This is a genomic window from Vibrio sp. CCB-PB317 (genome assembly GCF_022808245.1).
Classification (GTDB): domain Bacteria; phylum Pseudomonadota; class Gammaproteobacteria; order Enterobacterales; family Vibrionaceae; genus Vibrio; species Vibrio diabolicus.
The window spans coordinates 1-19,336 of the sequence record NZ_JALGNU010000002.1 but is presented as its reverse complement, the minus strand read 5'-3'; the positions used below and the strand labels follow the sequence as shown (position 1 = coordinate 19,336).

General features: G+C 47.1%; 21 protein-coding genes and 1 riboswitch. Of the genes, 7 read left to right on the top strand and 14 right to left on the bottom strand.

Annotated elements, in window-relative coordinates; translation table 11 throughout:
- Positions 1-16 precede the first annotated feature (16 nt).
- Entirely contained in the window at positions 17-304 is a 288-nt protein-coding gene (locus MTR11_RS09255) for a hypothetical protein (RefSeq protein ID WP_243327373.1), read from the top strand.
- 153 nt (positions 305-457) lie between these two features.
- Positions 458-1,048 (top strand): type II secretion system protein, encoded by a 591-nt coding sequence (locus tag MTR11_RS09250; RefSeq protein ID WP_413777595.1) that lies wholly within the window; start codon positions 458-460, stop codon positions 1,046-1,048.
- Here the strand turns inward: MTR11_RS09250 and MTR11_RS09245 are convergent.
- The 5 genes from MTR11_RS09245 to MTR11_RS09225 form a co-directional block, all read right to left on the bottom strand.
- Entirely contained in the window at positions 1,032-1,544 is a 513-nt protein-coding gene (locus tag MTR11_RS09245) for a GNAT family N-acetyltransferase (protein WP_074190229.1), read from the bottom strand. The genes MTR11_RS09250 and MTR11_RS09245 overlap by 17 nt on opposite strands.
- Before the next feature lie 33 nt (positions 1,545-1,577).
- Entirely contained in the window at positions 1,578-2,045 is a 468-nt protein-coding gene (locus MTR11_RS09240; RefSeq protein ID WP_243327372.1) for an HAD family hydrolase, read from the bottom strand.
- Positions 2,046-2,163: 118 nt separating this feature from the next.
- Complete coding sequence (locus MTR11_RS09235; RefSeq protein ID WP_065645278.1) at positions 2,164-2,634, bottom strand: GNAT family N-acetyltransferase; 471 nt, start codon at positions 2,632-2,634, stop codon at positions 2,164-2,166.
- A 1-nt stretch (position 2,635) separates the two neighbouring features.
- Entirely contained in the window at positions 2,636-3,367 is a 732-nt protein-coding gene (locus MTR11_RS09230) for a glucose 1-dehydrogenase (protein WP_243327371.1), read from the bottom strand.
- 9 nt (positions 3,368-3,376) lie between these two features.
- The gene (locus MTR11_RS09225) at positions 3,377-3,892 is read right to left on the bottom strand and encodes a GNAT family N-acetyltransferase (RefSeq protein WP_243327370.1); all 516 of its coding nucleotides are present in this window, start codon (positions 3,890-3,892) and stop codon (positions 3,377-3,379) included.
- 270 nt (positions 3,893-4,162) lie between these two features.
- Here MTR11_RS09225 and MTR11_RS09220 point away from each other — a divergent pair, with 270 nt between their 5' ends.
- Complete coding sequence (locus tag MTR11_RS09220) at positions 4,163-5,257, top strand: NapC/NirT family cytochrome c (RefSeq protein WP_005391870.1); 1,095 nt, start codon at positions 4,163-4,165, stop codon at positions 5,255-5,257.
- Positions 5,258-5,279: 22 nt separating this feature from the next.
- Complete coding sequence (locus MTR11_RS09215; protein ID WP_104972195.1) at positions 5,280-7,727, top strand: trimethylamine-N-oxide reductase 2; 2,448 nt, start codon at positions 5,280-5,282, stop codon at positions 7,725-7,727.
- 70 nt (positions 7,728-7,797) lie between these two features.
- On the opposite strand, the gene MTR11_RS09210 is transcribed toward MTR11_RS09215, so the two are convergent.
- From MTR11_RS09210 to thiD, 8 genes are all read right to left on the bottom strand, one after another.
- Positions 7,798-8,523, bottom strand: coding sequence for a phosphatase PAP2 family protein (locus MTR11_RS09210; RefSeq protein WP_170902862.1), 726 nt, complete (start codon positions 8,521-8,523; stop codon positions 7,798-7,800).
- Between the two features lie 182 nt (positions 8,524-8,705).
- Positions 8,706-9,320, bottom strand: coding sequence for a thiamine phosphate synthase (gene thiE, locus MTR11_RS09205; RefSeq protein WP_243327369.1), 615 nt, complete (start codon positions 9,318-9,320; stop codon positions 8,706-8,708).
- Between the two features lie 63 nt (positions 9,321-9,383).
- Entirely contained in the window at positions 9,384-10,175 is a 792-nt protein-coding gene (thiM, locus tag MTR11_RS09200) for a hydroxyethylthiazole kinase (protein ID WP_243327368.1), read from the bottom strand.
- An 18-nt stretch (positions 10,176-10,193) separates the two neighbouring features.
- Complete coding sequence (gene tenA, locus MTR11_RS09195) at positions 10,194-10,856, bottom strand: thiaminase II (protein WP_006740999.1); 663 nt, start codon at positions 10,854-10,856, stop codon at positions 10,194-10,196.
- A 54-nt stretch (positions 10,857-10,910) separates the two neighbouring features.
- The gene (locus MTR11_RS09190; RefSeq protein ID WP_243327367.1) at positions 10,911-11,861 is read right to left on the bottom strand and encodes an ABC transporter substrate-binding protein; all 951 of its coding nucleotides are present in this window, start codon (positions 11,859-11,861) and stop codon (positions 10,911-10,913) included.
- A gap of 22 nt (positions 11,862-11,883) precedes the next feature.
- Positions 11,884-12,684: an ABC transporter permease gene (locus MTR11_RS09185; RefSeq protein WP_243327366.1), complete on the bottom strand. Its 801-nt coding sequence runs from the start codon at positions 12,682-12,684 to the stop codon at positions 11,884-11,886.
- Positions 12,677-13,435, bottom strand: a complete 759-nt coding sequence (locus MTR11_RS09180; RefSeq protein ID WP_243327365.1) for an ABC transporter ATP-binding protein — start codon at positions 13,433-13,435, stop codon at positions 12,677-12,679. Before MTR11_RS09180 ends, MTR11_RS09185 begins: the two co-directional genes overlap by 8 nt.
- Complete coding sequence (thiD, locus tag MTR11_RS09175; RefSeq protein ID WP_243327364.1) at positions 13,425-14,282, bottom strand: bifunctional hydroxymethylpyrimidine kinase/phosphomethylpyrimidine kinase; 858 nt, start codon at positions 14,280-14,282, stop codon at positions 13,425-13,427. The genes MTR11_RS09180 and thiD overlap by 11 nt, the downstream gene beginning before the upstream one ends.
- Before the next feature lie 97 nt (positions 14,283-14,379).
- Positions 14,380-14,487: riboswitch (TPP riboswitch) on the bottom strand.
- Positions 14,488-14,798: 311 nt separating this feature from the next.
- Between thiD and MTR11_RS09170 the strand changes: the two genes are divergently transcribed.
- Together MTR11_RS09170 and MTR11_RS09165 are read left to right on the top strand one after the other, a co-directional pair.
- A complete protein-coding gene (locus MTR11_RS09170; RefSeq protein ID WP_243327363.1) occupies positions 14,799-16,184 on the top strand; it encodes a TldD/PmbA family protein in 1,386 nt (461 codons plus the stop codon).
- Positions 16,184-17,527 carry a TldD/PmbA family protein gene (locus tag MTR11_RS09165; RefSeq protein WP_243327362.1) on the top strand — a complete coding sequence of 448 codons (1,344 nt, stop codon included), beginning with the start codon at positions 16,184-16,186 and terminating at the stop codon, positions 17,525-17,527. The genes MTR11_RS09170 and MTR11_RS09165 overlap by 1 nt, the downstream gene beginning before the upstream one ends.
- An 81-nt stretch (positions 17,528-17,608) precedes the next feature.
- Here MTR11_RS09165 and trmY read toward each other — a convergent pair whose 3' ends face one another.
- A complete protein-coding gene (trmY, locus tag MTR11_RS09160; RefSeq protein ID WP_053809662.1) occupies positions 17,609-18,208 on the bottom strand; it encodes a tRNA (pseudouridine(54)-N(1))-methyltransferase TrmY in 600 nt (199 codons plus the stop codon).
- A 160-nt stretch (positions 18,209-18,368) separates the two neighbouring features.
- Between trmY and MTR11_RS09155 the strand changes: the two genes are divergently transcribed.
- Entirely contained in the window at positions 18,369-18,893 is a 525-nt protein-coding gene (locus MTR11_RS09155) for a DUF3087 domain-containing protein (protein ID WP_053809661.1), read from the top strand.
- Positions 18,894-19,336 lie beyond the last annotated feature (443 nt).

Below are 19,336 nucleotides of genomic sequence, written 5' to 3'. Positions count from 1 at the left end.
TCCGTGGAGCAGAGTGATGACGTTAAAGCCAGATCGAATGACCGCGATGCGTAATATCATCGAGCAAGTAAAAGCTGAGCTACCGATTTACGAACCGGAAACTTTTGTGTGTGGGCCGGAAGGGCAGTGCATCGGTTGTCCGAAGAAGTTACTGGAAATGGTGGATTCAGAGCTGAGCTATTGGGAATCGGCTATGGAGCGCGGCATTGTTCCGCAATTCGATGAAATTCGTCGTTTTGGCAAAATGTGCACGAATGTTCGTCGTGGTCTGGTGCGAAATAATGTGCCTTTACTCAATAGCTAGAGAGTGAAAATCGTCTAATATCTGATACATAGCGTCGTTTTGTTGCACCGCTCTTTGGCTGCTGTTCTCAAGTTTGAGTGGTGTTTGTCTCTTCTTACCCCTTGGGCCTTTAATCGTAAGAAATTGGCGATATATTGGCTCGGTCTCACATGGATGTGGGGCTATTGTCTTGGGCTAGTTGAGATAGGAAACGTGAAATCAAAGGGATTTACGCTGATGGAAATCACCATAGTGCTCGCCACTTTGGCTTTCATCGCTTTGGCTGCGTTGCCAACACTACTCCACATTCATCGCCAAGCCTATGCGTCGATGTTACACAGTTCCAATTCGTCATTGGGTACCGCGCTTAAATTTTTTAACGCCCGAGTGGTGATAGACAATGCTGCCGAGCAAAACCAAGTCCACTATATTGATAGGAACGTAAAAACCTTAAGTGGTATGCCAGAAGCGAGCGCCAATAGCATTGGCGCGTTATTAGAAATCGATTTGCCGCAGAGTGGCGTGTCCAAAATTGATGTTCCCTGCAAAGGCAGTGACTTTTGTATTATTGGTCAGCAACACCCAAATAGTACCCACTTTGTGTCTATTCCCGATTATCAATTTGTCGACCAGTCAGGTCTTGATCGGGTGGTGTACATTTGGCCGCAAGGGTATACCTTGGCAGAAGAGGCATGCTATTTCTATTATGTAAATCAAGCATCCACAGAGTCTATCGTCCGAGGGCACGTTACTGAGGGTTGTTAGGCGCGCTTAACATCATCTTCTGACTCATCAACACTTCGCCATTGGGGAGAGTGACTTCTCCTAGTTCACCATGGTGCTCAAATCCAAATCGTTCGTACAACGCTATCGCGGCAAGGTTGTCCTTATAAACATTAAGTACAATGGTGTCGTAACCATATTCCCAGGCACTTTTAAGTGCGACAGACAATAGCTGCTTACCTAGCCCTTTTCCTCTGAATGTTCTATCGATATGAATACCTAAAATGCCTGTGCTAGTGAGTTGACCGCCTTCATAACCGCACAGTTCGGCAGGAAAAATCTCTACACTACCAATCAGAACGTGATGGTCCAAAGCAACAAATTGAGGAATCGATTCAAGTTCTACGCGACGTAAAATATTGGTCAGGGTGTCTTTATCTGGAGCCGGACTGCGCAGGTATTTACCTTCGGCATAGACTCGGTTCCACAGTTCGGTAAAGCGCTCGATATCGCTTACCTGGATGGGTCTGATTTGCATTCATCTTCCTTGATTAGTGCAGGTTAGTGATGGTTAAGGTACGAGTTCAGATAAACAGCGAATTTGATTCGGAATGGGATCGGCTGGCGCATTGGCTCCTGTTGGATTAAACCAAATCGTATTTACGCCAGCTTGCATTGCAGGGTAAATGTCTTTATGAGGCAAGTCGCCAACCATAGTTAACTCACTCACGTTAACCCCTAGCTGTTTTGCGATAGCAAGATAAAACTCAGGTTGTTTTTTAGCGATGCCGAGATTGGCAAAACAAAAGTAGCCATTTAAGTGCTGGTCTAAGTCGACGCGGACGAACGTACGCTGAACCTCTTCCATGTTGGAATCAGACGCACTGGTCGCGATGTAAATAGCATGATTTTGGGAAAGTGTTGCCAGTGTTTCTTTGGCCAGAGGAATCGTTTCTACGTGTTCCCAATCGCACATTTTTCCTTGTGCGTGAGGGAAATCCACCATTAAGGTGTTCCCCCAATCGAAAAGATAAATCATGTTCGAATCTCCTTTATCCGCACATCATATCGTCTTTTCTAAAATCAGGGGATAAATTGCATCGATAAATGCGATTTAGGTGGCTTTAGTCGTGAAAAGCGCTTAATTGTCGTTATCGTTACAAATGTTTCAGCATAATGCGTGAGTTAGTTTTAAAACCTTGCTTGTCGTAAAACCGCTGTGCTGGTTGATTGAATTCCATCACTTCTAATCGAACTTGTGTAGCATTGGCATCGCGCGCCCATTGCTCACAGGCCTCAAGCAGTTGGCGACCGATGCCCTGCTGCTTCTGCTCCTCATCGACAACAATCGTTCCTACTCGACAAATTGGATCTTTGATCAGAAAGCTGACGGTTTCATTCTGAGTGATCATCGCGGTTAAAAAGCCGACTACCTCCTTTTCATGTTCTGCGACTAAAAACAAGCGTTCATCATTCTCGAGAGCCTGAGTGAGGAACGCTCGGTCGTCTTCCGAAGGTGCTACAAAAGCTTCAGGCGCGTTGGCAAAATGCAGTGCGTTGATTTGTAGGTTTAATTCAAAAATTGCATCCAAATCGTCAGGAGTTGCTTGTCGAATGTTGACTTCCATTTTACTTACCGCCTGAAAGATCGATAAAAGAGCCTGTAACATAAGAAGCTTCATCACTGAGTAGCCAAGCGATCGCATTCGCCACTTCTTCTACCGTACCGCCCCGTTTCAGTGGAATTTGAGGGCTGAGCCTATCCACTCGGTTTGGTTCTCCACCATCGGCGTGCATATCGGTATAAATGAAACCAGGTCGAACGCCATTGACGCGAATATTTCGGTCTGCCAATTCAAGCGATAGCCCTTTGGTTAAGGTATCCATTGCGCCTTTTGATGTGGCGTAATCGACATATTCGAATGGCGCGCCTGAGCGTGATGCCCCAGAAGAAACATTCACAATTGCGCCACCAGTACTGAATCGCTTCGCCGCTTCTCTACAACAGAGAAAGCAGCTATTCACATTAGTGTTCATTACTTTCTGAAAGCGTTCCAAGCTGATTTCCGCCAACGGTGACTGAGTAAATAGAATGCCAACGTTGTTGACCAAGTGCGTCACTGCACCAAATTCACGTTCTGTTTCATCAAACAAGGAGAGCACTTGTTGCTCGTCAGATACATCTGCTTGAACGGCGATCGCTTTTCCGCCATTTGCTTGTATGTCTCTGACCACTTGGTGAGCTGCTTCACTTTGCGCACGGTAATTAACACACACGGCATAGCCTTGCTCGGCCAGTTTTTTCGCTGTTGCGGCTCCAATGCCTCGGCTTGCGCCAGTAACGATGACTACTTTATTCAAAATACATCCTTATTTTTGTAGCGAGTAGATTTTATCGGCGTAACGCTTGTCGCCAATTTGGTATGCGTCAGGAATGACTTCAGATAGCTCGAATCCGCACTTCATGAGAACACGCTCTGAAGCAATATTCCCTTCAGTGACCGTAGCGGAAAAGCGGTCGATGTCATGTGTTGCTCTAGCCCAATTTAGAAGCGCTTGAAGGGTTTCTGTTCCAAACTGTAGGCCATGAAATTCAGGCAAAAGTAAGTACCCCACCTCTGCGTTACCTTCTTCAATGGCAAGGCCAGTGACGCCAATCGGTTGTTCAGATTGCTTATCGAGTATGACGAGGCAAAGCCAGTGCTGACTGTCTGGTGTCCATGGTAATAATCGCGAAGCAAATTTTTCTTTTATTTGTTTTTCGCTCGGGCGATCAAAACAGAGCTCAATGATCTCTGGTTCGGAATGTAATCGCTGAAATAGTTCCCAATCGCTGGCTTCGATAGGTCTTAATTGGCTTCGGTGAGTCTCAATATAAACTGACATGCGTGTCCTTACAGCATTTATGTAGAGAGCCAGTTTCTCATCCTCTTATCTCTTTAATCAAACGGTTGCACTTACAAAAGTGATTTGTGTGGTGAATGTCTAGTTGGGGAATGAATTCTTACTGAATATTCATTTGTGGGATGAAAATAACGAAATTTCATACTTGAGACACATAGAGCAACACGGAAATGATGTGGATCAAGAGAAAGCTACCCATAAAGTAGTATTTTGCGATCTATAATTACATTTTATTTGGAAGTGTTGCTAATTATGTCAATAAAAAAACGATATGTTGCACTGCTGGTTGCTGCCGGCATTGGTGTGGGCTGGTTAACATTAGGTGGTACTGCAGCGGTGATGCATTACACCTCTGATACTGAGTTCTGTCTCTCGTGCCACTCTATGGAAATCCCTTACAAAGAGTACCAAGGCTCAGTGCACTTCAGTAATGCGAAAGGCATTCGTGCCGAGTGTTCTGATTGCCACATCCCACAAGAACCGATGGACTACCTGATCACGAAGATTCGTGCATCGAAAGACATCTACCATGAGTTCGTGACTGGCAAGATCGACACGCCAGAAAAATACGAAGCGCACCGCAAAGAGCTTGCGGAGATGGTGTGGGAGCAGTTCCGTGAAAACGACTCTGCAACGTGCCGTTCTTGCCACGACTTTGACGCGATGGAAGAATTTGAGCAATCTCGCGATGCAGCGAAAATGCACGAGTACGCAAAAGCGAACGATCAAACGTGTATCGATTGTCACAAAGGCGTTGCTCACTTTGCACCAGAAGCTGAGCTAGACAGCAAGGCATTTGAAACGTTGATGAGCTTCACCACAAAAACATCACCTGGTGCCAAAGTCGTTTACCCTGTGACTGAAATCGCAATGGGTGAGATGGGTAAAATTAACCCAACGACGAAGTTAGAAGTAATCAGCTCTGAAGGTGATGAGCGTACTGTTAAGTTGGACGCATTCCAAATGAAAGGCGCAGAGCAAGTGCTGTACATGGGTGAAGGTCAACGTGCCATCGTAGCAACGCTAACCGAGCAAGGTCAGCAAGCTCTTGAGGGCGGTGAGTTTAAGGCCGACGTTTACGGCAACGAATGGCGCGCAGTGTCACTAACAGGCACGATCGATTCTCCTGTTGTGGATACGCTTGACCCAGTTTGGTCATACGCAGAAGAGCTAGACAACGTTTATTGTGCAACTTGTCACGCGAAAATTCCTTCAAATCACTTCACGGTGAACGCATGGGGACCAGTGGCGAAGAGTATGGGTGATCGAACAGACATCACTGCCGAAAACCTAGAAATTCTTACTAAGTTCTTCCAGCACCACGCGAAAGATGTGGTTGGTCACTAACGATAAATAGAAGGATAAGATTATGACTAATTTAACCCGTCGTGGATTTCTAAAAGGCACAGGTATGGCGGCTGGCGCCATGGCATTTACTTCTTTTGCACCTATGTCTGTTGCGTCTTCAAACCAGCGTGGCAAGGGCATTTTGACAGCGGGCCGCATGGGCCCAATGTTATGTGAAGTGAAAGATGGTAAGTTGGTTTCGACTACTAATGCTCTGCCACAAACTGTACCAAATAGTCTACAAACTACTGGGCCTGACCAAGTGCATACCAAGGCGCGAGTGAAGTACCCAATGGTACGTAAAGGCTACTTGGCAAACCCATCGTCGCCAGAAGGTGTGCGCGGTAGTGATGAGTTTGTGCGTGTGTCTTGGGATGAGGCTTACAAGCTGATCCACGAGCAGCACATGCGAATTCGCAAAGAATATGGCCCAGCTTCTGTGTTTGCTGGTTCTTACGGCTGGCGTTCAAGTGGCGTGTTGCACAAAGCACAAACCTTGCTGCAACGTTACATGAGCATGGCGGGTGGCTATTCAGGCCACTTGGGTGACTACTCAACGGGTGCTGCGCAGATCATCATGCCGCACGTTGTGGGCTCTATCGAAGTGTACGAGCAACAAACCACGTACCCAGTGGTACTAGAGCACAGCGACGTGGTTGTACTTTGGGGCTTAAACCCGATCAACACCCTAAAAATCGCGTGGAGCTCAACAGACTGTGCTGGTCTTGAGTTCTTCCATCAATTAAAAAAATCAGGCAAGACGGTTATTGCGATTGACCCTATTCGTTCTGAAACCATCGAGTTCTTTGGCGAGAATGCGGAGTGGATTGCTCCTCACCCAATGACCGACGTAGCGATGATGATGGGTATCGCACACACCTTGGTGAAACAAGGTAAGCACGATAAAGCCTTCCTCGATAAATACACCGCTGGTTACGACAAATTTGAAGCGTACCTGATGGGCGAAGAAGACGGCGTAGAAAAATCAGCGGAGTGGGCATCGCAAATCTGTGGCGTACCTGCGAAGCAACTTGAGCTCTTAGCTGACATCTTCAGTAAAAACCGCACCATGCTGATGGCGGGTTGGGGCATGCAGCGCCAACAATACGGTGAACAGCGTCACTGGATGCTGGTTACACTGGCAACGATGTTGGGTCAAATCGGCTTACCGGGCGGTGGTTTTGGTTTCTCTTACCACTACTCAAACGGTGGTAACCCTGCTCGTGACGCTGGCGTGCTTCCTGCGATTTCAGCATCACTGGGTGGCGGCTCTTCTGCGGGTAACGACTGGGCGGTATCTGGCGCGGTGCAAAGCTTCCCTGTGGCGCGTATTGTCGAGGCGTTGGAAAACCCAGGTCAATCCTACCATCACAACGGCCATGAACTGACGTTCCCAGATATCAAGATGATTTGGTGGGCAGGTGGTGCGAACTTTACTCACCACCAAGACACCAACCGCTTGATTAAAGCATGGCAAAAGCCTGAACTGATCGTGATTTCAGAACCTTACTGGACAGCGGCTGCGAAGCACGCGGACATCGTCCTACCAATCACCACATCGTTCGAGCGCAACGACTTAACGATGACGGGTGACTACAGTAACCAACACTTGGTGCCAATGAAGCAAGTGGTTGAGCCGCAAGGTGAAGCGCGTAATGACTTCGATGTATTCGCGGACATGGCGGAGATGCTAGCACCGGGTGGACGTGATGTGTACACCGAAGGTAAAACTGAAATGGAATGGCTGTACGGCTTCTACAAGGTGGCGCAACAAGGTGGCCGTGGCTCTCGCGTAGCAATGCCGAACTTCAGCAAGTTCTGGGAAGATAACCAACTGATCGAGATGAAGTGGAACGAGAAGAACGCACAGTTTGTTCGTTACGCGGATTTCCGTGAAGACCCGATCATGAACCCGCTAGGTACGCCAAGTGGTAAGATTGAAATCTTCTCGAAAACGATTGAAGGTTACCAGTTGGAAGACTGTCCTCCACACCCAACGTGGATGGCACCAACCGAGTACACCGGCAATGCAAAAGATGGCGAGTTGCAGCTGATGACCGCGCACGCAGCGCATCGTCTACACAGCCAGTTTAACTACGCGAAGATTCGCGAAGAGTACGCAATTGCAAACCGTGAACCTATTTGGATTCACCCTGAAGATGCGAAAGCGCGTGGTATTAAAACGGGCGATCTAGTTCGTGCGTTTAACAACCGTGGCCAAGTATTGGTTGGTGCAGAAGTGACTGACCGAATCAAGCAAGGTTCAGTGTGTATTCATGAAGGCGGTTGGCCGGATTTGGATCCGAAAACCGGCATTTGTAAGAACGGCGGTTGTAACGTGTTAACGTTGGATATTCCGACCTCTCGACTTGCAAACGGCTGTGCGGCGAACTCGGCACTGGTTCGTATTGAAAAATACACTGGCCCAGAATTAGAACTAACGGCGTTTGAACCACCAAAAAATGGCTAGAAAAAAGTAGCGCTTGAAAGCAAGAAGCCAGCGAATCGCTGGCTTCTTTTTTATCTAGTCATCGTTCACATTAGCGCGAAGCGAGAGAAACAAATGGCATCTGTTTCTTAATTTGAAATGTCGGGAGTAAAGTAAATACAATCGCGACAAACAAGACCGAGCCTATTAAATCTTCAGGGCGATGCATGCCCAGCCATAAGCGGCTATATGCGATGCTCATTCCCCACATCCATAATGACAGTGCAGAAATATAGCACTTGTTCTGTAAGAACAACCCACCAAAGAAAGCCAAACAAATCGAAACGAAAATCGTATGGCCGGATGGGAAAGAATAGTCTTTCTCGCCTTGCCAATGGCGTGTCCGCCAATCACTGACTTGTTCAGAAATCTGGTTAATTACGTTGGCTTGTTGCTTTGTCTCCAACTGATAAAACGTTTCTGGTGTTTCAATCAATTGTTCTGCTGCGAGCAATTCCGTGTACGGGCGCGGGCTTTCTGTCATCAGTTTTAGCCCCGTTTTGCTGGCAAAGCCAATCACAAGTAACAGCCCTAACATTGAGAGTTTTTGCATCCACTCAGTGCGACTTGGTTTAAAGCGAAATAAAGAAAGCAGTAGCAGTGTTAAGGTAATTAAAAAGCCTTTGCTGCCAGCAGAATCAGTGAGCAAAGTAAAAGTAATACCCAGACTTTCAGGCACCTGTGAGGTGAGATCATGATAAGAGCCAAACAGCGACATTGGGATGATGCCAAGAACAAACAAGGCGAGCATCATCAATCCATATTTTTTGGTTTTCATTGAGAGCGTTTTGTTTTTATTGAGGGTTATTCAACCACGTGAAAATAAGGGGCTTATCTTACGTTATCTGGCGTGAAAAACTTATCAACGCTTTGTCAATTTGACGAGAGAATGAAGGCTGAGTGATGAATTGATGACATTTATCCGAAGGGTAAAGGCGCTCATCCTTAAGCGTTGGGGTCTTAATCCATCAGAGAAAGTAAGTATTCTGCTGCTTTGGTTGGATTTTCTGCATGACAAATGGCAGAAACCAAAGCCAAACCATGAACACCAGTGGCGCTAAGCTGCGGAATGTTACTCTCGTTAATGCCGCCAATGGCAACAATCGGTAGTGAAGTCGTCTCTAACGCCATCTTCAAACCATCAATACCCCAATGTTTTTTGGTGTTGGTTTTGGTTGGCGTCACGAAGATCGCGCTCAAACCGATGTAATCAATCGGAAGAGAGTCCGCTTCTGCAAGCTGCTCTTCATTTTCGATGGATAAACCGAGAATTTTGTTTGGTCCAATCAACTCGCGAGCGATAGTTGCGGGCATATCTGATTGCCCCAAGTGGACACCATCAGCATCAACAGCAAGGGCAACATCAACACGATCATTGATGATTAACGGGACTCCAGTGCCTTCAAGGATCGTCTTGACGGCTTGAACTCGTTCAATAAATGCACGAACGTCACCATGTTTTTCACGCACCTGCACCATGGTGACCCCACCTTCTACCGCCTTTCTTACAACGTGTTTGAGAGTGGATAAATCTTGTTGGTCGTCGGTGACCAAATACAAACGATAGGCGTTCATTGTGTTTCCTTTTACCTCTGACTCACCTAGGAGTGAGAGGCGTTTAAAGCATTGAGAAGAGATTTATCTCACCTGTAATTTAAGACGTGTTGCCAATGTTTCTTCATCCAGTTGGTAAAGCTCATCCAAAAGATGCATTTGCAAGCTACCTGGCCCTCGCGCTTGCTCAGCCGCAATTTCACCCACAACGCCAAGCACCGCTGCCGCAGCAAGGCCCGTTTCGTCGCCGATTGCTGCGAAAGCGCCAGTCAGTGCCGTTAGTGTGCAGCCCATGCCCGTTACGTATGGCATCATCTCGTGACCATTATTCAGCTGGACGGTTTGCTCTTTTGTCACGATGTAGTCAGTTTCGCCGGAGATCACCACGCTCGCTCCGTATTCTTCAACTAAGAAGTGAGCCGCCCCAAGGGCTGCACCACTACTGTCGAGTGCATCTACACCTTTGCTTTGCGCTTGCTCACCAGCGAGAGCAATGATTTCCGACGCATTACCACGAATGATTAACTTGTTTGCAAGGCGGGCGATTTCGCGCGAGGTTTCGGTGCGCAGTGAACTTGCACCGCAACCGACAGGGTCGAGCACAACGATTTTGCCGTTCGAGTTGGCTTGCTCTACGGCGTAGCTCATGCGCGGTGTCCAAACGCTGTCTAGGGTGCCGATGTTGATCACCAAAGCGCCAGCAAACGACATCATTTCTGCCATTTCTTGCTTTGAATGCGCCATGATAGGCGAAGCACCGATAGCCAATAAAGCGTTCGCCGTGTTGTTCATCACCACGTAGTTGGTAATGTTCACGACTAAAGGCTTTTGCTGACGCACTGCGGTTAATGCTTGAGTGATTTGTTCTATTAACATGAGATTCTCCAATTAACCTTATTGCGCGTTTAGACCTTGTTGCCAAAACGCCACTTCCATACGCGTTGCGGTTTTGAAGACCTGAATTAGGTTTTGACCGCGCTGGCTGTGGATGTCGATTTCAGCCAGCAGCTGGTTAAAGTGTTCGGCCCCACTTGCCACGCCTGATTGGAATTCTTCACCGCCGTACAAGTTAATCCAACTTGCGTAAGGATTGCCTTCGAATACCGTGTTTTCATCTTCAATCAGCATTTTACCAATGACGGCGTAGCCGATGGAGCAAGGGGCGAGCGCGGCATACAAGTCAACTAAGTCGCCCGTCATGCCCGCATCCAATACGTAGCGCGTGTAAGCCACCGTACCAAAATCTTCCGGCTCGTTTTCGAGATCAGATTCCGTCAATCCCCACTGACCGCAGTAGGTAACATGGTGGGCAATCTCTGAATCTAAAAGCGCATGTACGCTTGGTAGTGCGCGGCGCATGTCATCTAACGTACGTGCTTTGTAGATTGCCAGCGCATAAGCTCGCGCGTACTGTTTTAGGAATAAGAAATCTTGCTTCAAGTAATGCAGAAAACAAGGTTGAGCCAGTGTGCCTTTGGCTAATTGCTGCACGAAGGCATGCTCGGTGTATTCTTGCCAATCTTGGCGGCAAGCGTCGATCAAATCTTGGTATTTCATTATGGGTATCTCGTTATCAAAAGACCCTAGGCTTAGATCCTAAGGTCAGTAGAATTAGTCAAAGTTCGGTACGTAATCTTTCGCTTTTGGCAGTGTTTCGATGATGTTTTGTGAATACATGAATTCGGCATAATCATCGTAGCGTTTCAGATCTACTGCAGATGGACGAAGAGCGAAACGAGTTAGCGTGTCGTTCCAAGCGCGTTGGTTGAGCTCGTTGTTGAGCGTGTCTGGTGAATAAGCCACAAACTCTTTCCACGACTCTTTTGGATGGTTAACGATGTAAGTGGTTGCTTGTTCTAGTGCTTTGTTGAATGCCTTGATGGCTTCTTTGTCGTAGGTTTTCGCATTGGCTACGAAGACTAACTCGTCATACGCTGGCACGCCGTGTTCTTCAGGGAAGAAGGCCTTAGCTTTATAACCTTCTAATGCAAGTTGGTTGGTTTCGAAGTTACGTAGACCGCCCCAAATCGCATCCACCTTGCCAGACGCAAGAGACGAAGACAGCGCCCAACCGACGTTGATGATTTGCACGTCAGAAAACTTCACGTTCTCCTGCGCAAGCATGGTGCCGATTGTCGCCTCTTCGTTACCTGCGATAGCAATACCGATTTTCTTGCCTTTAAGGTCGCCAAGGTTATCGTTCTTACCGTTATCCAACACCATCAACGTGTTGAGGGGAGTTGCAATTAAGGTCGCAGAGCGAATTAATGGCAAGCCAGCCGCTACGTCGATGGTCAGGCTAGGTTGGTATGAAATCGCCATATCGACTTTGCCAGCTGCAACTAGTTTAGGTGGTGTGCTTGGGTCGGCGGGTTCTTGGATATCTACCTTCAAACCTTGCTGTTTAAAGTAGCCTCGTTCTTGTGCAATCACTATAGGGCCATGGTTCGGGTTAACGAACCAATCCAGCATTAAAGTAAGCTCTTTTTCGGCAGCAAGTACGTTAGTTGAAACAATTGATGCGAGCAGAGTTACAGCGCTCATGAGTTTGTTTTTATTCACGGGGTTCTTCCTTTTTATTTCCCTATTTGTTTTCCCAGGGAATGGCTTTTTTCAGTAATTTGTCAGTGGTGAAATAGAGTGTGATAGACAGTGCGGCGAGAATAAACAGCGCCGCGAACATTTCATTGATGATCATGCGAGCGTTGGCTTGCAGCATCAGATAGCCTAGGCCCTCACTTGAACCAACCCATTCACCTACCACGGCACCAATCGGCGCAATAACCACGGCAACACGAATACCAGACGCTAACGTTGGCAGGGCGGCAGGTAGTTGAATATGGCGCAGTAATTGCCATTTCGATGCGCCCATGGTTTTGGCAAGATCGAGGTAACCAGTTGGTGTATTGCGTAAACCGTCGTAGCAACATGTCGTGACGGGGAAAAAGATGATGATCGCCGCCATTACTACTTTCGATGCAATGCCGTAACCCAGCCAAAGCATGAGCACTGGCGCGATAGCAAACACAGGAATCGCTTGGCTAGCGATAAGAATCGGCAATAGCCAGCGTTTGAGCGGCTCGAACATCAGCATTTGCAAAGCGAATAGCAAACCCATCGATAATCCAAGCGCCAAGCCAAGTAGGATCTCTTGTGCTGTTACCCAAGTGTGTTTGAGTAGCACGTCGTATCGAGTCACTAATCTATTCAATACTTCAATTGGCGAAGGCAAGATGAAGCTTGGCATGTCAAACACCACTACAATGAGTTGCCACAAACCTAAGATCACGGCTGCGCTGATCAGCAGACGCAACGCCGGATGAGTTACGCGTTCCTTTTTACTAATACGCGCCGAAACGGAGTTGTACTGAGTCATATCACTCATAGTCTTTCTCCAACTGATCCAAAATCGCTTGCTGCAGAACTGCGCACTCTCCATCGAGAGCTCTTGGTGGCTTGGAGTTTGGAACAACCAAGTGCTGTGCTTGAGCTGGCGTGCCTTGCAACACATAGAGTTGGTGTGCCAATCGCACTGCTTCTTGTGGATCGTGCGTAATCAAGACAACGGTTTTGTCCTTTAGTAACTCGGCAGAGAGAGTTTGCAATTTGTGGCGAGTCACGGCGTCCAATGCCGAGAAAGGTTCATCCATTAAAACCAAAGGTTTGTCTTGCATCAGAGTGCGAGCAAGGGCTACGCGCTGTCGCATACCTCCGGAGAGTTGAGCGGGTTCGACGTAAGCGTAATCTGCCAACCCAACGAGCTCTAACAAGTTGAGAGCGCGTTGTTTCTCATCCGCTGAATTTGAGTTGGCGTGAGAAAAGCGCGAGCTGAGGCAGACGTTATCCAGCACGTTAAGCCACGGCAGCAATAAATCCTGCTGAGCCATGTAAGCGATACGGTCATGCAGTGCGGCGCCATCGGTTGTGATGAGTTTGCCATGCCAGTCAACTTGGTTATCCAGTAGGCCAGCTAAGTAACGCAATATCGTGGTTTTTCCGCAGCCACTTCGCCCGAGTAATACCGTCCATTGACCGATAGGAATGACCATGTTCACTCCCGCTAAAGTCGGTGTTTGGCTGTCTTTGTATTGCAAACTGGCGTCGGAAAGCTGAATGCCAATCGCGTTAGCGAACATAGGTATGACCCGCAAAGAAGTGATGTACTGGTCCGTGACCTTTCCCCACTTCCAATTCATCCGCATGAGCGATGGCTTGGCTGATGTACTGTTTTCCTAAATGCACGGCTTTGTGCAGGTTGTTGCCTTGACCAAGGTAAGACGCAATAGCGGAAGACAGTGTACAGCCCGTACCGTGGGTGTTTTGGGTTGGGAAACGCTTGGCGCTGATTAACTCGGCACTGTTTTGCATGATCAGCAGATCGTTGCTGTTTTCATCTTCTTCAAGGTGACCGCCTTTGAGCAGAATGGCTTTGGCACCAAGCGCACGAAGGTCGTCAATCATGTCACTCATTTCTGCCTCAGATTGAGGTACAGGCTTACCTGTCAGTGCGGCACCCTCTGGCAGGTTAGGAGTGATGATGTCTGCCAGAGGAATTAGTTCTTCTTTTAATGTGCTGATCGCTGATTGCTCAAGTAGCAAATCGCCGCTGGTGGCGACCATGACGGGATCTATCACAAGATGTTTAGGCTGGTACTGTCTGATCTTGCTTGCCACCACTTTGATGATGTTCGAATCCGCCAGCATGCCGACTTTTACCGCTACAATATTGAGATCGGTAAATACTGCATCAAGTTGGCTCTCTACATGGTCGAGAGGAATGGGGAAAATCGCAGAAACGCCTTGGGTATTTTGCGAAGTAATCGCCGTGATTACCGAGCAAGCAAAACTGCCGGTTGCGGACATCGCTTTGATGTCGGCTTGAATACCTGCACCGCCACCACTGTCTGAGCCCGCGATGGTCAATACGATAGGGGTAGGCAAGGCTGGCGTGTGATGTGAATGAGGTTGTGATTGCTGCGTCATGGTCGCTCCTACTACAAGACGTATAGGAACTGACTTTGACCGTTGCAGATAGATCGATTTTTCGATCGCTATCGCTTACCTAAGAGGGGCGACGAAAGGCAAAGTGTGCATAGTTCCCTACGTCAGTGCTAACTGAATCAGGTTCAACGGGTCTCGAATTTCGATCTCAGCCAACACTTGTCGTGTGGCCCCCCGACTATTTCGTTCGGATGATAGCAGGACCATTGCGGAAGGGATACGTTTTTTGAGCGTAATTATAATGAGTATTCAATTATGCGAGGTGAGTGATAAAGTAAGCCCCTAAATGGTTTGCTGTGTGGAATTTACTAGTGCAACGCTCTGGTGAATGAGCAGAACCTGGAATATTTAATAAATAATCGTGGTCTCGTTAAGCAAGGATTAGCACAAAACAAGGTTAAAAAACTGTTAAAATTTAACGTGTTGCCAATTTAACTTTGTTGAACTTTTTCACAGTTAATTAGGAAGGCTAAGACGATCATCGAGCAAGGAGACTTCATGCTTAATTCTGTAACAGCGAAGTCAGTGATCGATCATGCACTCTTTTTGGGGGCTGATTTCGCTGAACTATTCGTTGAACATCACCAAACCAACACTGTCCAGATCGCATCTGGTGAAGTGGATAAGGTTAACTCGGGTATCGATTTTGGTATCGGTATTCGTCTTTTTTTCGGTCATAAGGTGCTTTACGGTTACACCAACAGCACTGATGAAACTGAACTAAAGCGCGTAACCTCGCTGCTTGCTGCAAAAGACAAGCGTGAGCAAATCGCGTCAGCGGGTTCTTTGAATTTGAACCGCTACCCAATCCAACATGGTTGCCGCATGCCGCTAACTAAGGATGCTAACCTAGATTCAAAAATCGCGTTTCTATTGAAAGTTGACCAAGCAGCACGTGCAGAGAGTGAACATATCAGCCAGTTCATTGGCAGTGTGCTTCAGCGCGAACAGCAAGTGTCTATCTTCAACTCAGAAGGTCTACACGTTGACGATACGCGTCATTACATTCGTGTGGCGGGTAACACCGTTGCTCAAAAAGGTAATGAGCAGTCTTCTGGTATGGAAGGTCCTGGCGCTCTTGCCGGTTGGGAGTTCAGTGAGCAGATAGATGCGAAAGAGCTGGGCCAAACTATCGCGCAGCAAGCGTTAGTGAAACTTGGCGCGGATGCTTGTCCATCGGGTGAAATGCCAGTGGTAATTGGTAACGGCTTTGGCGGCGTTATCTTCCATGAAGCGTGTGGTCACTTACTCGAAACTACTTCGGTTGCGAAGAAAGCGTCCGTATTCCACGACAAGGTGGGCGAAATGGTTGCTCACACCGTAGTGAATGCAGTTGATGATGGCACCATGACCAACGAATGGGGCTCGATTCATGTTGATGACGAAGGCATGAAGACTCAGCGCACTCAATTGATCAAAGACGGTAAGCTAACCAGCTTTATGGTCGATAAAATGGGTGGCATGAAGACAGGTTATGAGCCTACGGGTTCTGGTCGTCGTCAGAACTACAAGTTCGCACCAACCTCGCGGATGCGTAACACCTTTATCGAAGAAGGCGAGCATTCACTTGACGACATGCTGGCAGGCATCGAACGTGGTATCTATGCGAAGAAGATGGGCGGCGGCTCGGTTCAACCGGGAACGGGCGAGTTTAACTTTGCTGTTCGTGAAGCTTACCTCATTGAAAATGGCAAAATCACCAAACCTCTGAAAACAGCAACGCTGATCAGCACGGGTCCAAAAGTGTTGAAAGAAATCAGCATGGTCGGCAAAGACATGGCGCTTGCGCCGGGCATGTGTGGTTCAGTAAGTGGTTCAGTACCAACAACAGTCGGTCAGCCAACACTGAAAGTAGATAATATTCTGGTAGGAGGCGGTAACTAATGAGCCAAGAACAACAACTTCTTAATGCGGTTGATTACGTCCTATCAGAAGCAAAGCGTCAAGGCGCAGAAGCGGACGTCATTGTAAACCGCAACAGCAGCTTTTCGCTGAAAGCAAACCAAGGCAAGCTGGATGAGTACAAAGTAAGCTCAAGTCAAGTGCTGGGTGTTCGAGTTATTAAAGATGCTCGTGTCGCGACAAGTTATTCTGAATCACTAGAGCAACCAAGTTTAGATTTGATGCTCACAAACGCGCTGCAAAGTGCTCGCTTTTCCAAGCAAGATGAACATCAAACCATCAGCTGCGTAAACAGCAAAATCACCACTGATATTGCAGAAATTGCGCAAGACGATACCACATCGGTCGATGAGAAAATTGAACTGTCCCTTGCGCTTGAGCAAGGTGTTGTGGCTCTGCCTCACGCTTCAAGCTCACCATACAATGGTTACAGTGACGGTGAAACTCAGCTCATCATCGCGAATACTCAAGGTACGTTATGTCAACATTTCGAGCGATCGTTCACTTGTTACGCGTATACCCTGTTTGAAAAAGACGGCAAACAGTCGATGGCGGGAAGAATGTCGCTAGGTCGTCGTTTTGATGAGTTGGATCCAGCTTATTGTATAGAAGGCGGTTACAACCTTGCTCGTGATCTTCTTGAAGGTGTACCGGTTGCGACGGGTAACTACCCCGCTATTTTCCACATCAATGCGCTGGCAAGTTTATTCGGTGCTTTCGGCAGTGCTTTCTCTGGTGTAAGCGCGATGAAAGGCATTACGCCACTGGGTGATAAGCTTGGTCAACGTGTTGCGAGTGACTTGATTACCTTTACCGATGCGGCATACATGCCGAATGGTATGGCTATCGCAGGGTTTGATAGTGAAGGTTTTGCCACCCAAGACAATGTGTTGATCGCCAATGGCCAACTGAATACGCTATTGCACAATAGCCAAACAGCGAGTTATTTGGGTGCAGTGTCGACGGCAAGTGCTGCTCGCGGTGCAAAATCGAGCTTAGACGTGTCAGCGAATCACAAAGTGATTGCGACAGGCAACAGCAATGCGTCAGAAGTCAATGCAGGTGAATACCTAGAATTAGTGGAACTGCAAGGGGTTCACTCTGGTGCAGATGCTGTCAGTGGTGATTTCTCATTTGGTGCGAGTGGTTTCTTGTGCCGTGATGGAGAGCGCGTTCAACCAGTTCGTGGGATCACGGTAGCGGGTAACTTCTACAAGATGCTGCAAGAAGTTGAGGCAGTAGGTGATACTCAGCTAATCAACGATAGCCGCACTTTCTTCTCGCCAGACGTTCGCTTTGCTCGTTTGAGCATTGGTGGTAAATAAGCGTTGCATAGAAAGTCAGAAACAAAAAAAGAGGACTCAATCGAGTCCTCTTTCATCATCTAGCAACGTGTACGCGAATAACTAAAATTCGCGGATGTCCAACTCATTGTGGATCAATACCACACACTGAGAAGCGAAAAGCATCTTAGGACCTAAGCTGATCTTCTCAGTACCTAGGCGCTTCAAGCTGTTGAACGACTTCTTCGGCATCGGGATGTGATCGGTTAGCAAGAAACATGGGTTTTCACCAATTTCTGTGTCACGAACAAATTCGCCTTTCTTGTCCAACATATAAAGCTGGTGATCTTCGGCTAGTTCTTGAACCAAGCGTTCGAAGCTCACTGTACGAACGGTGATACCAGGTTCGACTTCACGAAGCTGCTCTTTACCCATACCAACAGATGCGTCCAACGCACGGGCAACGGCAGCGATCAACGTTGACTCGTGAAAACCACCAATATTGGTAATGTCGTTTGAACGAATGGTAATCGTGCGCGAGTAATCCTTCGTGCTCTCTAATACCAAGTGGACAACCACATCTTCACGGTGAGATTGTGCCACGAACATGGTGTTCATCATGGTATGAGCAAGGATCTCGGTATGCGCCTCGTTACCAACACCTTCTAATAGTGCTTTGCTGGTGGTTGGCGCCGCGCGAGCTCGTAAAACAAAAGAGCGCATGAGTTTAGCCTCTATATAGGAAGAGTGAATGCGCGGAAGTATATACCCAAGCAGGGTAGGGATGCGAGTTTAATAGTAAATGTGAACTTACTTACAAAGCTTCGATTGTCGTGCGGAGTGTGCTGGTTAGAATAGGAGGCAACCCTGTTAGGAGCGGTATATGGAAATCAAAAAGATAAATAAAGACATTTATAAAAAGAAAGTAAACCTGGTGATTGGCGGTTTTGTTGCGTTGCTCGCTATCTCATCTCTTGCCTTTAGTACCTTGCTGATTGTTTTGTTTGGCAACACTGAAGTCGTACCTGAACAATCAACGGGAAACTTCCATTGGAATTTGATTGGTGTCGTTCTCGCAGTCGCAACTTCCCTCTCTTTATTGAATCAAATTAAAACTCGGCCATACATGGAAGAGGTGTTGTACGTTTGGAAGCTAAAGCAACTGCACAACAAAATATTTCGTAAACTAAAAAGCATTAAAGCAGCCGCGAGCAATGACGATGTAAAAGCGCTCACTACGCTTAAGTTCTATTACACAACGCAACAACAAGTGTTTGAGTTAGACAACAACACATTGACGATGAATAGTGTAAATAAAGAATTAGAGGCAATTGAGCAAATCGAAGCGGCGCAATCACTGGATCTTGATATCACCAGCTTTAAAGAGAGCTGGGTAGACACATACTGATTGCCTATTTGCTACTTGAAGTTAACAACTGAGTGCTAAAATTAAGCGTTTGAGTGAGATTTAATCACTCGATGCTTTTTTTTAAGTTTTTTTCTAAAAAGGGGTTGCCAAGAAAAATCATCTCCCTATAATGCGCCTCCGTTGTCAGGGCAAAGCGGAAACGCAAAAGCAATTGGCAATAAGGCGAAAGAAAAGCTTCTAAAAATTAATTTAAAAAAGTGTTTGACACTGAAAGTTAATTCCTTAGAATACGCCTCCGCTTCGATAGCAAAGCTTACGAAGCAAGCTCTTTAACAATATAGACCTATCAATCTGTGTGGGCACTCGTTGATGATAATCCAATTAGAAATTTCTCTTAATAAAGAGCGGTTTCAAATTAGGTTTCAATGATACGAAGTGACCATTGAATCTTCGGATTCAGCACAGTCAATTCAAACATTACG

Excerpts from the sequence above, each read along its gene's own strand:
- MTR11_RS09165 (WP_243327362.1), top strand. The coding sequence starts at position 16,184 with ATGAGCCAAGAACAACAACTTCTTAATGCGGTTGATTACGTCCTATCA.
- MTR11_RS09225 (WP_243327370.1), bottom strand. The coding sequence starts at position 3,892 with ATGTCAGTTTATATTGAGACTCACCGAAGCCAATTAAGACCTATCGAA.
- MTR11_RS09250 (WP_413777595.1), top strand. The coding sequence starts at position 458 with ATGTGGGGCTATTGTCTTGGGCTAGTTGAGATAGGAAACGTGAAATCA.
- MTR11_RS09245 (WP_074190229.1), bottom strand. The coding sequence starts at position 1,544 with ATGCAAATCAGACCCATCCAGGTAAGCGATATCGAGCGCTTTACCGAA.
- MTR11_RS09155 (WP_053809661.1), top strand. The coding sequence starts at position 18,369 with ATGGAAATCAAAAAGATAAATAAAGACATTTATAAAAAGAAAGTAAAC.
- MTR11_RS09240 (WP_243327372.1), bottom strand. The coding sequence starts at position 2,045 with ATGATTTATCTTTTCGATTGGGGGAACACCTTAATGGTGGATTTCCCT.
- MTR11_RS09220 (WP_005391870.1), top strand. The coding sequence starts at position 4,163 with ATGTCAATAAAAAAACGATATGTTGCACTGCTGGTTGCTGCCGGCATT.
- MTR11_RS09210 (WP_170902862.1), bottom strand. The coding sequence starts at position 8,523 with ATGAAAACCAAAAAATATGGATTGATGATGCTCGCCTTGTTTGTTCTT.
- MTR11_RS09255 (WP_243327373.1), top strand. The coding sequence starts at position 17 with ATGACGTTAAAGCCAGATCGAATGACCGCGATGCGTAATATCATCGAG.
- MTR11_RS09170 (WP_243327363.1), top strand. The coding sequence starts at position 14,799 with ATGCTTAATTCTGTAACAGCGAAGTCAGTGATCGATCATGCACTCTTT.
- thiM (WP_243327368.1), bottom strand. The coding sequence starts at position 10,175 with ATGTTAATAGAACAAATCACTCAAGCATTAACCGCAGTGCGTCAGCAA.
- tenA (WP_006740999.1), bottom strand. The coding sequence starts at position 10,856 with ATGAAATACCAAGATTTGATCGACGCTTGCCGCCAAGATTGGCAAGAA.
- trmY (WP_053809662.1), bottom strand. The coding sequence starts at position 18,208 with ATGCGCTCTTTTGTTTTACGAGCTCGCGCGGCGCCAACCACCAGCAAA.
- MTR11_RS09185 (WP_243327366.1), bottom strand. The coding sequence starts at position 12,684 with ATGAGTGATATGACTCAGTACAACTCCGTTTCGGCGCGTATTAGTAAA.
- thiE (WP_243327369.1), bottom strand. The coding sequence starts at position 9,320 with ATGAACGCCTATCGTTTGTATTTGGTCACCGACGACCAACAAGATTTA.
- thiD (WP_243327364.1), bottom strand. The coding sequence starts at position 14,282 with ATGACGCAGCAATCACAACCTCATTCACATCACACGCCAGCCTTGCCT.
- MTR11_RS09180 (WP_243327365.1), bottom strand. The coding sequence starts at position 13,435 with ATGTTCGCTAACGCGATTGGCATTCAGCTTTCCGACGCCAGTTTGCAA.
- MTR11_RS09215 (WP_104972195.1), top strand. The coding sequence starts at position 5,280 with ATGACTAATTTAACCCGTCGTGGATTTCTAAAAGGCACAGGTATGGCG.
- MTR11_RS09235 (WP_065645278.1), bottom strand. The coding sequence starts at position 2,634 with ATGGAAGTCAACATTCGACAAGCAACTCCTGACGATTTGGATGCAATT.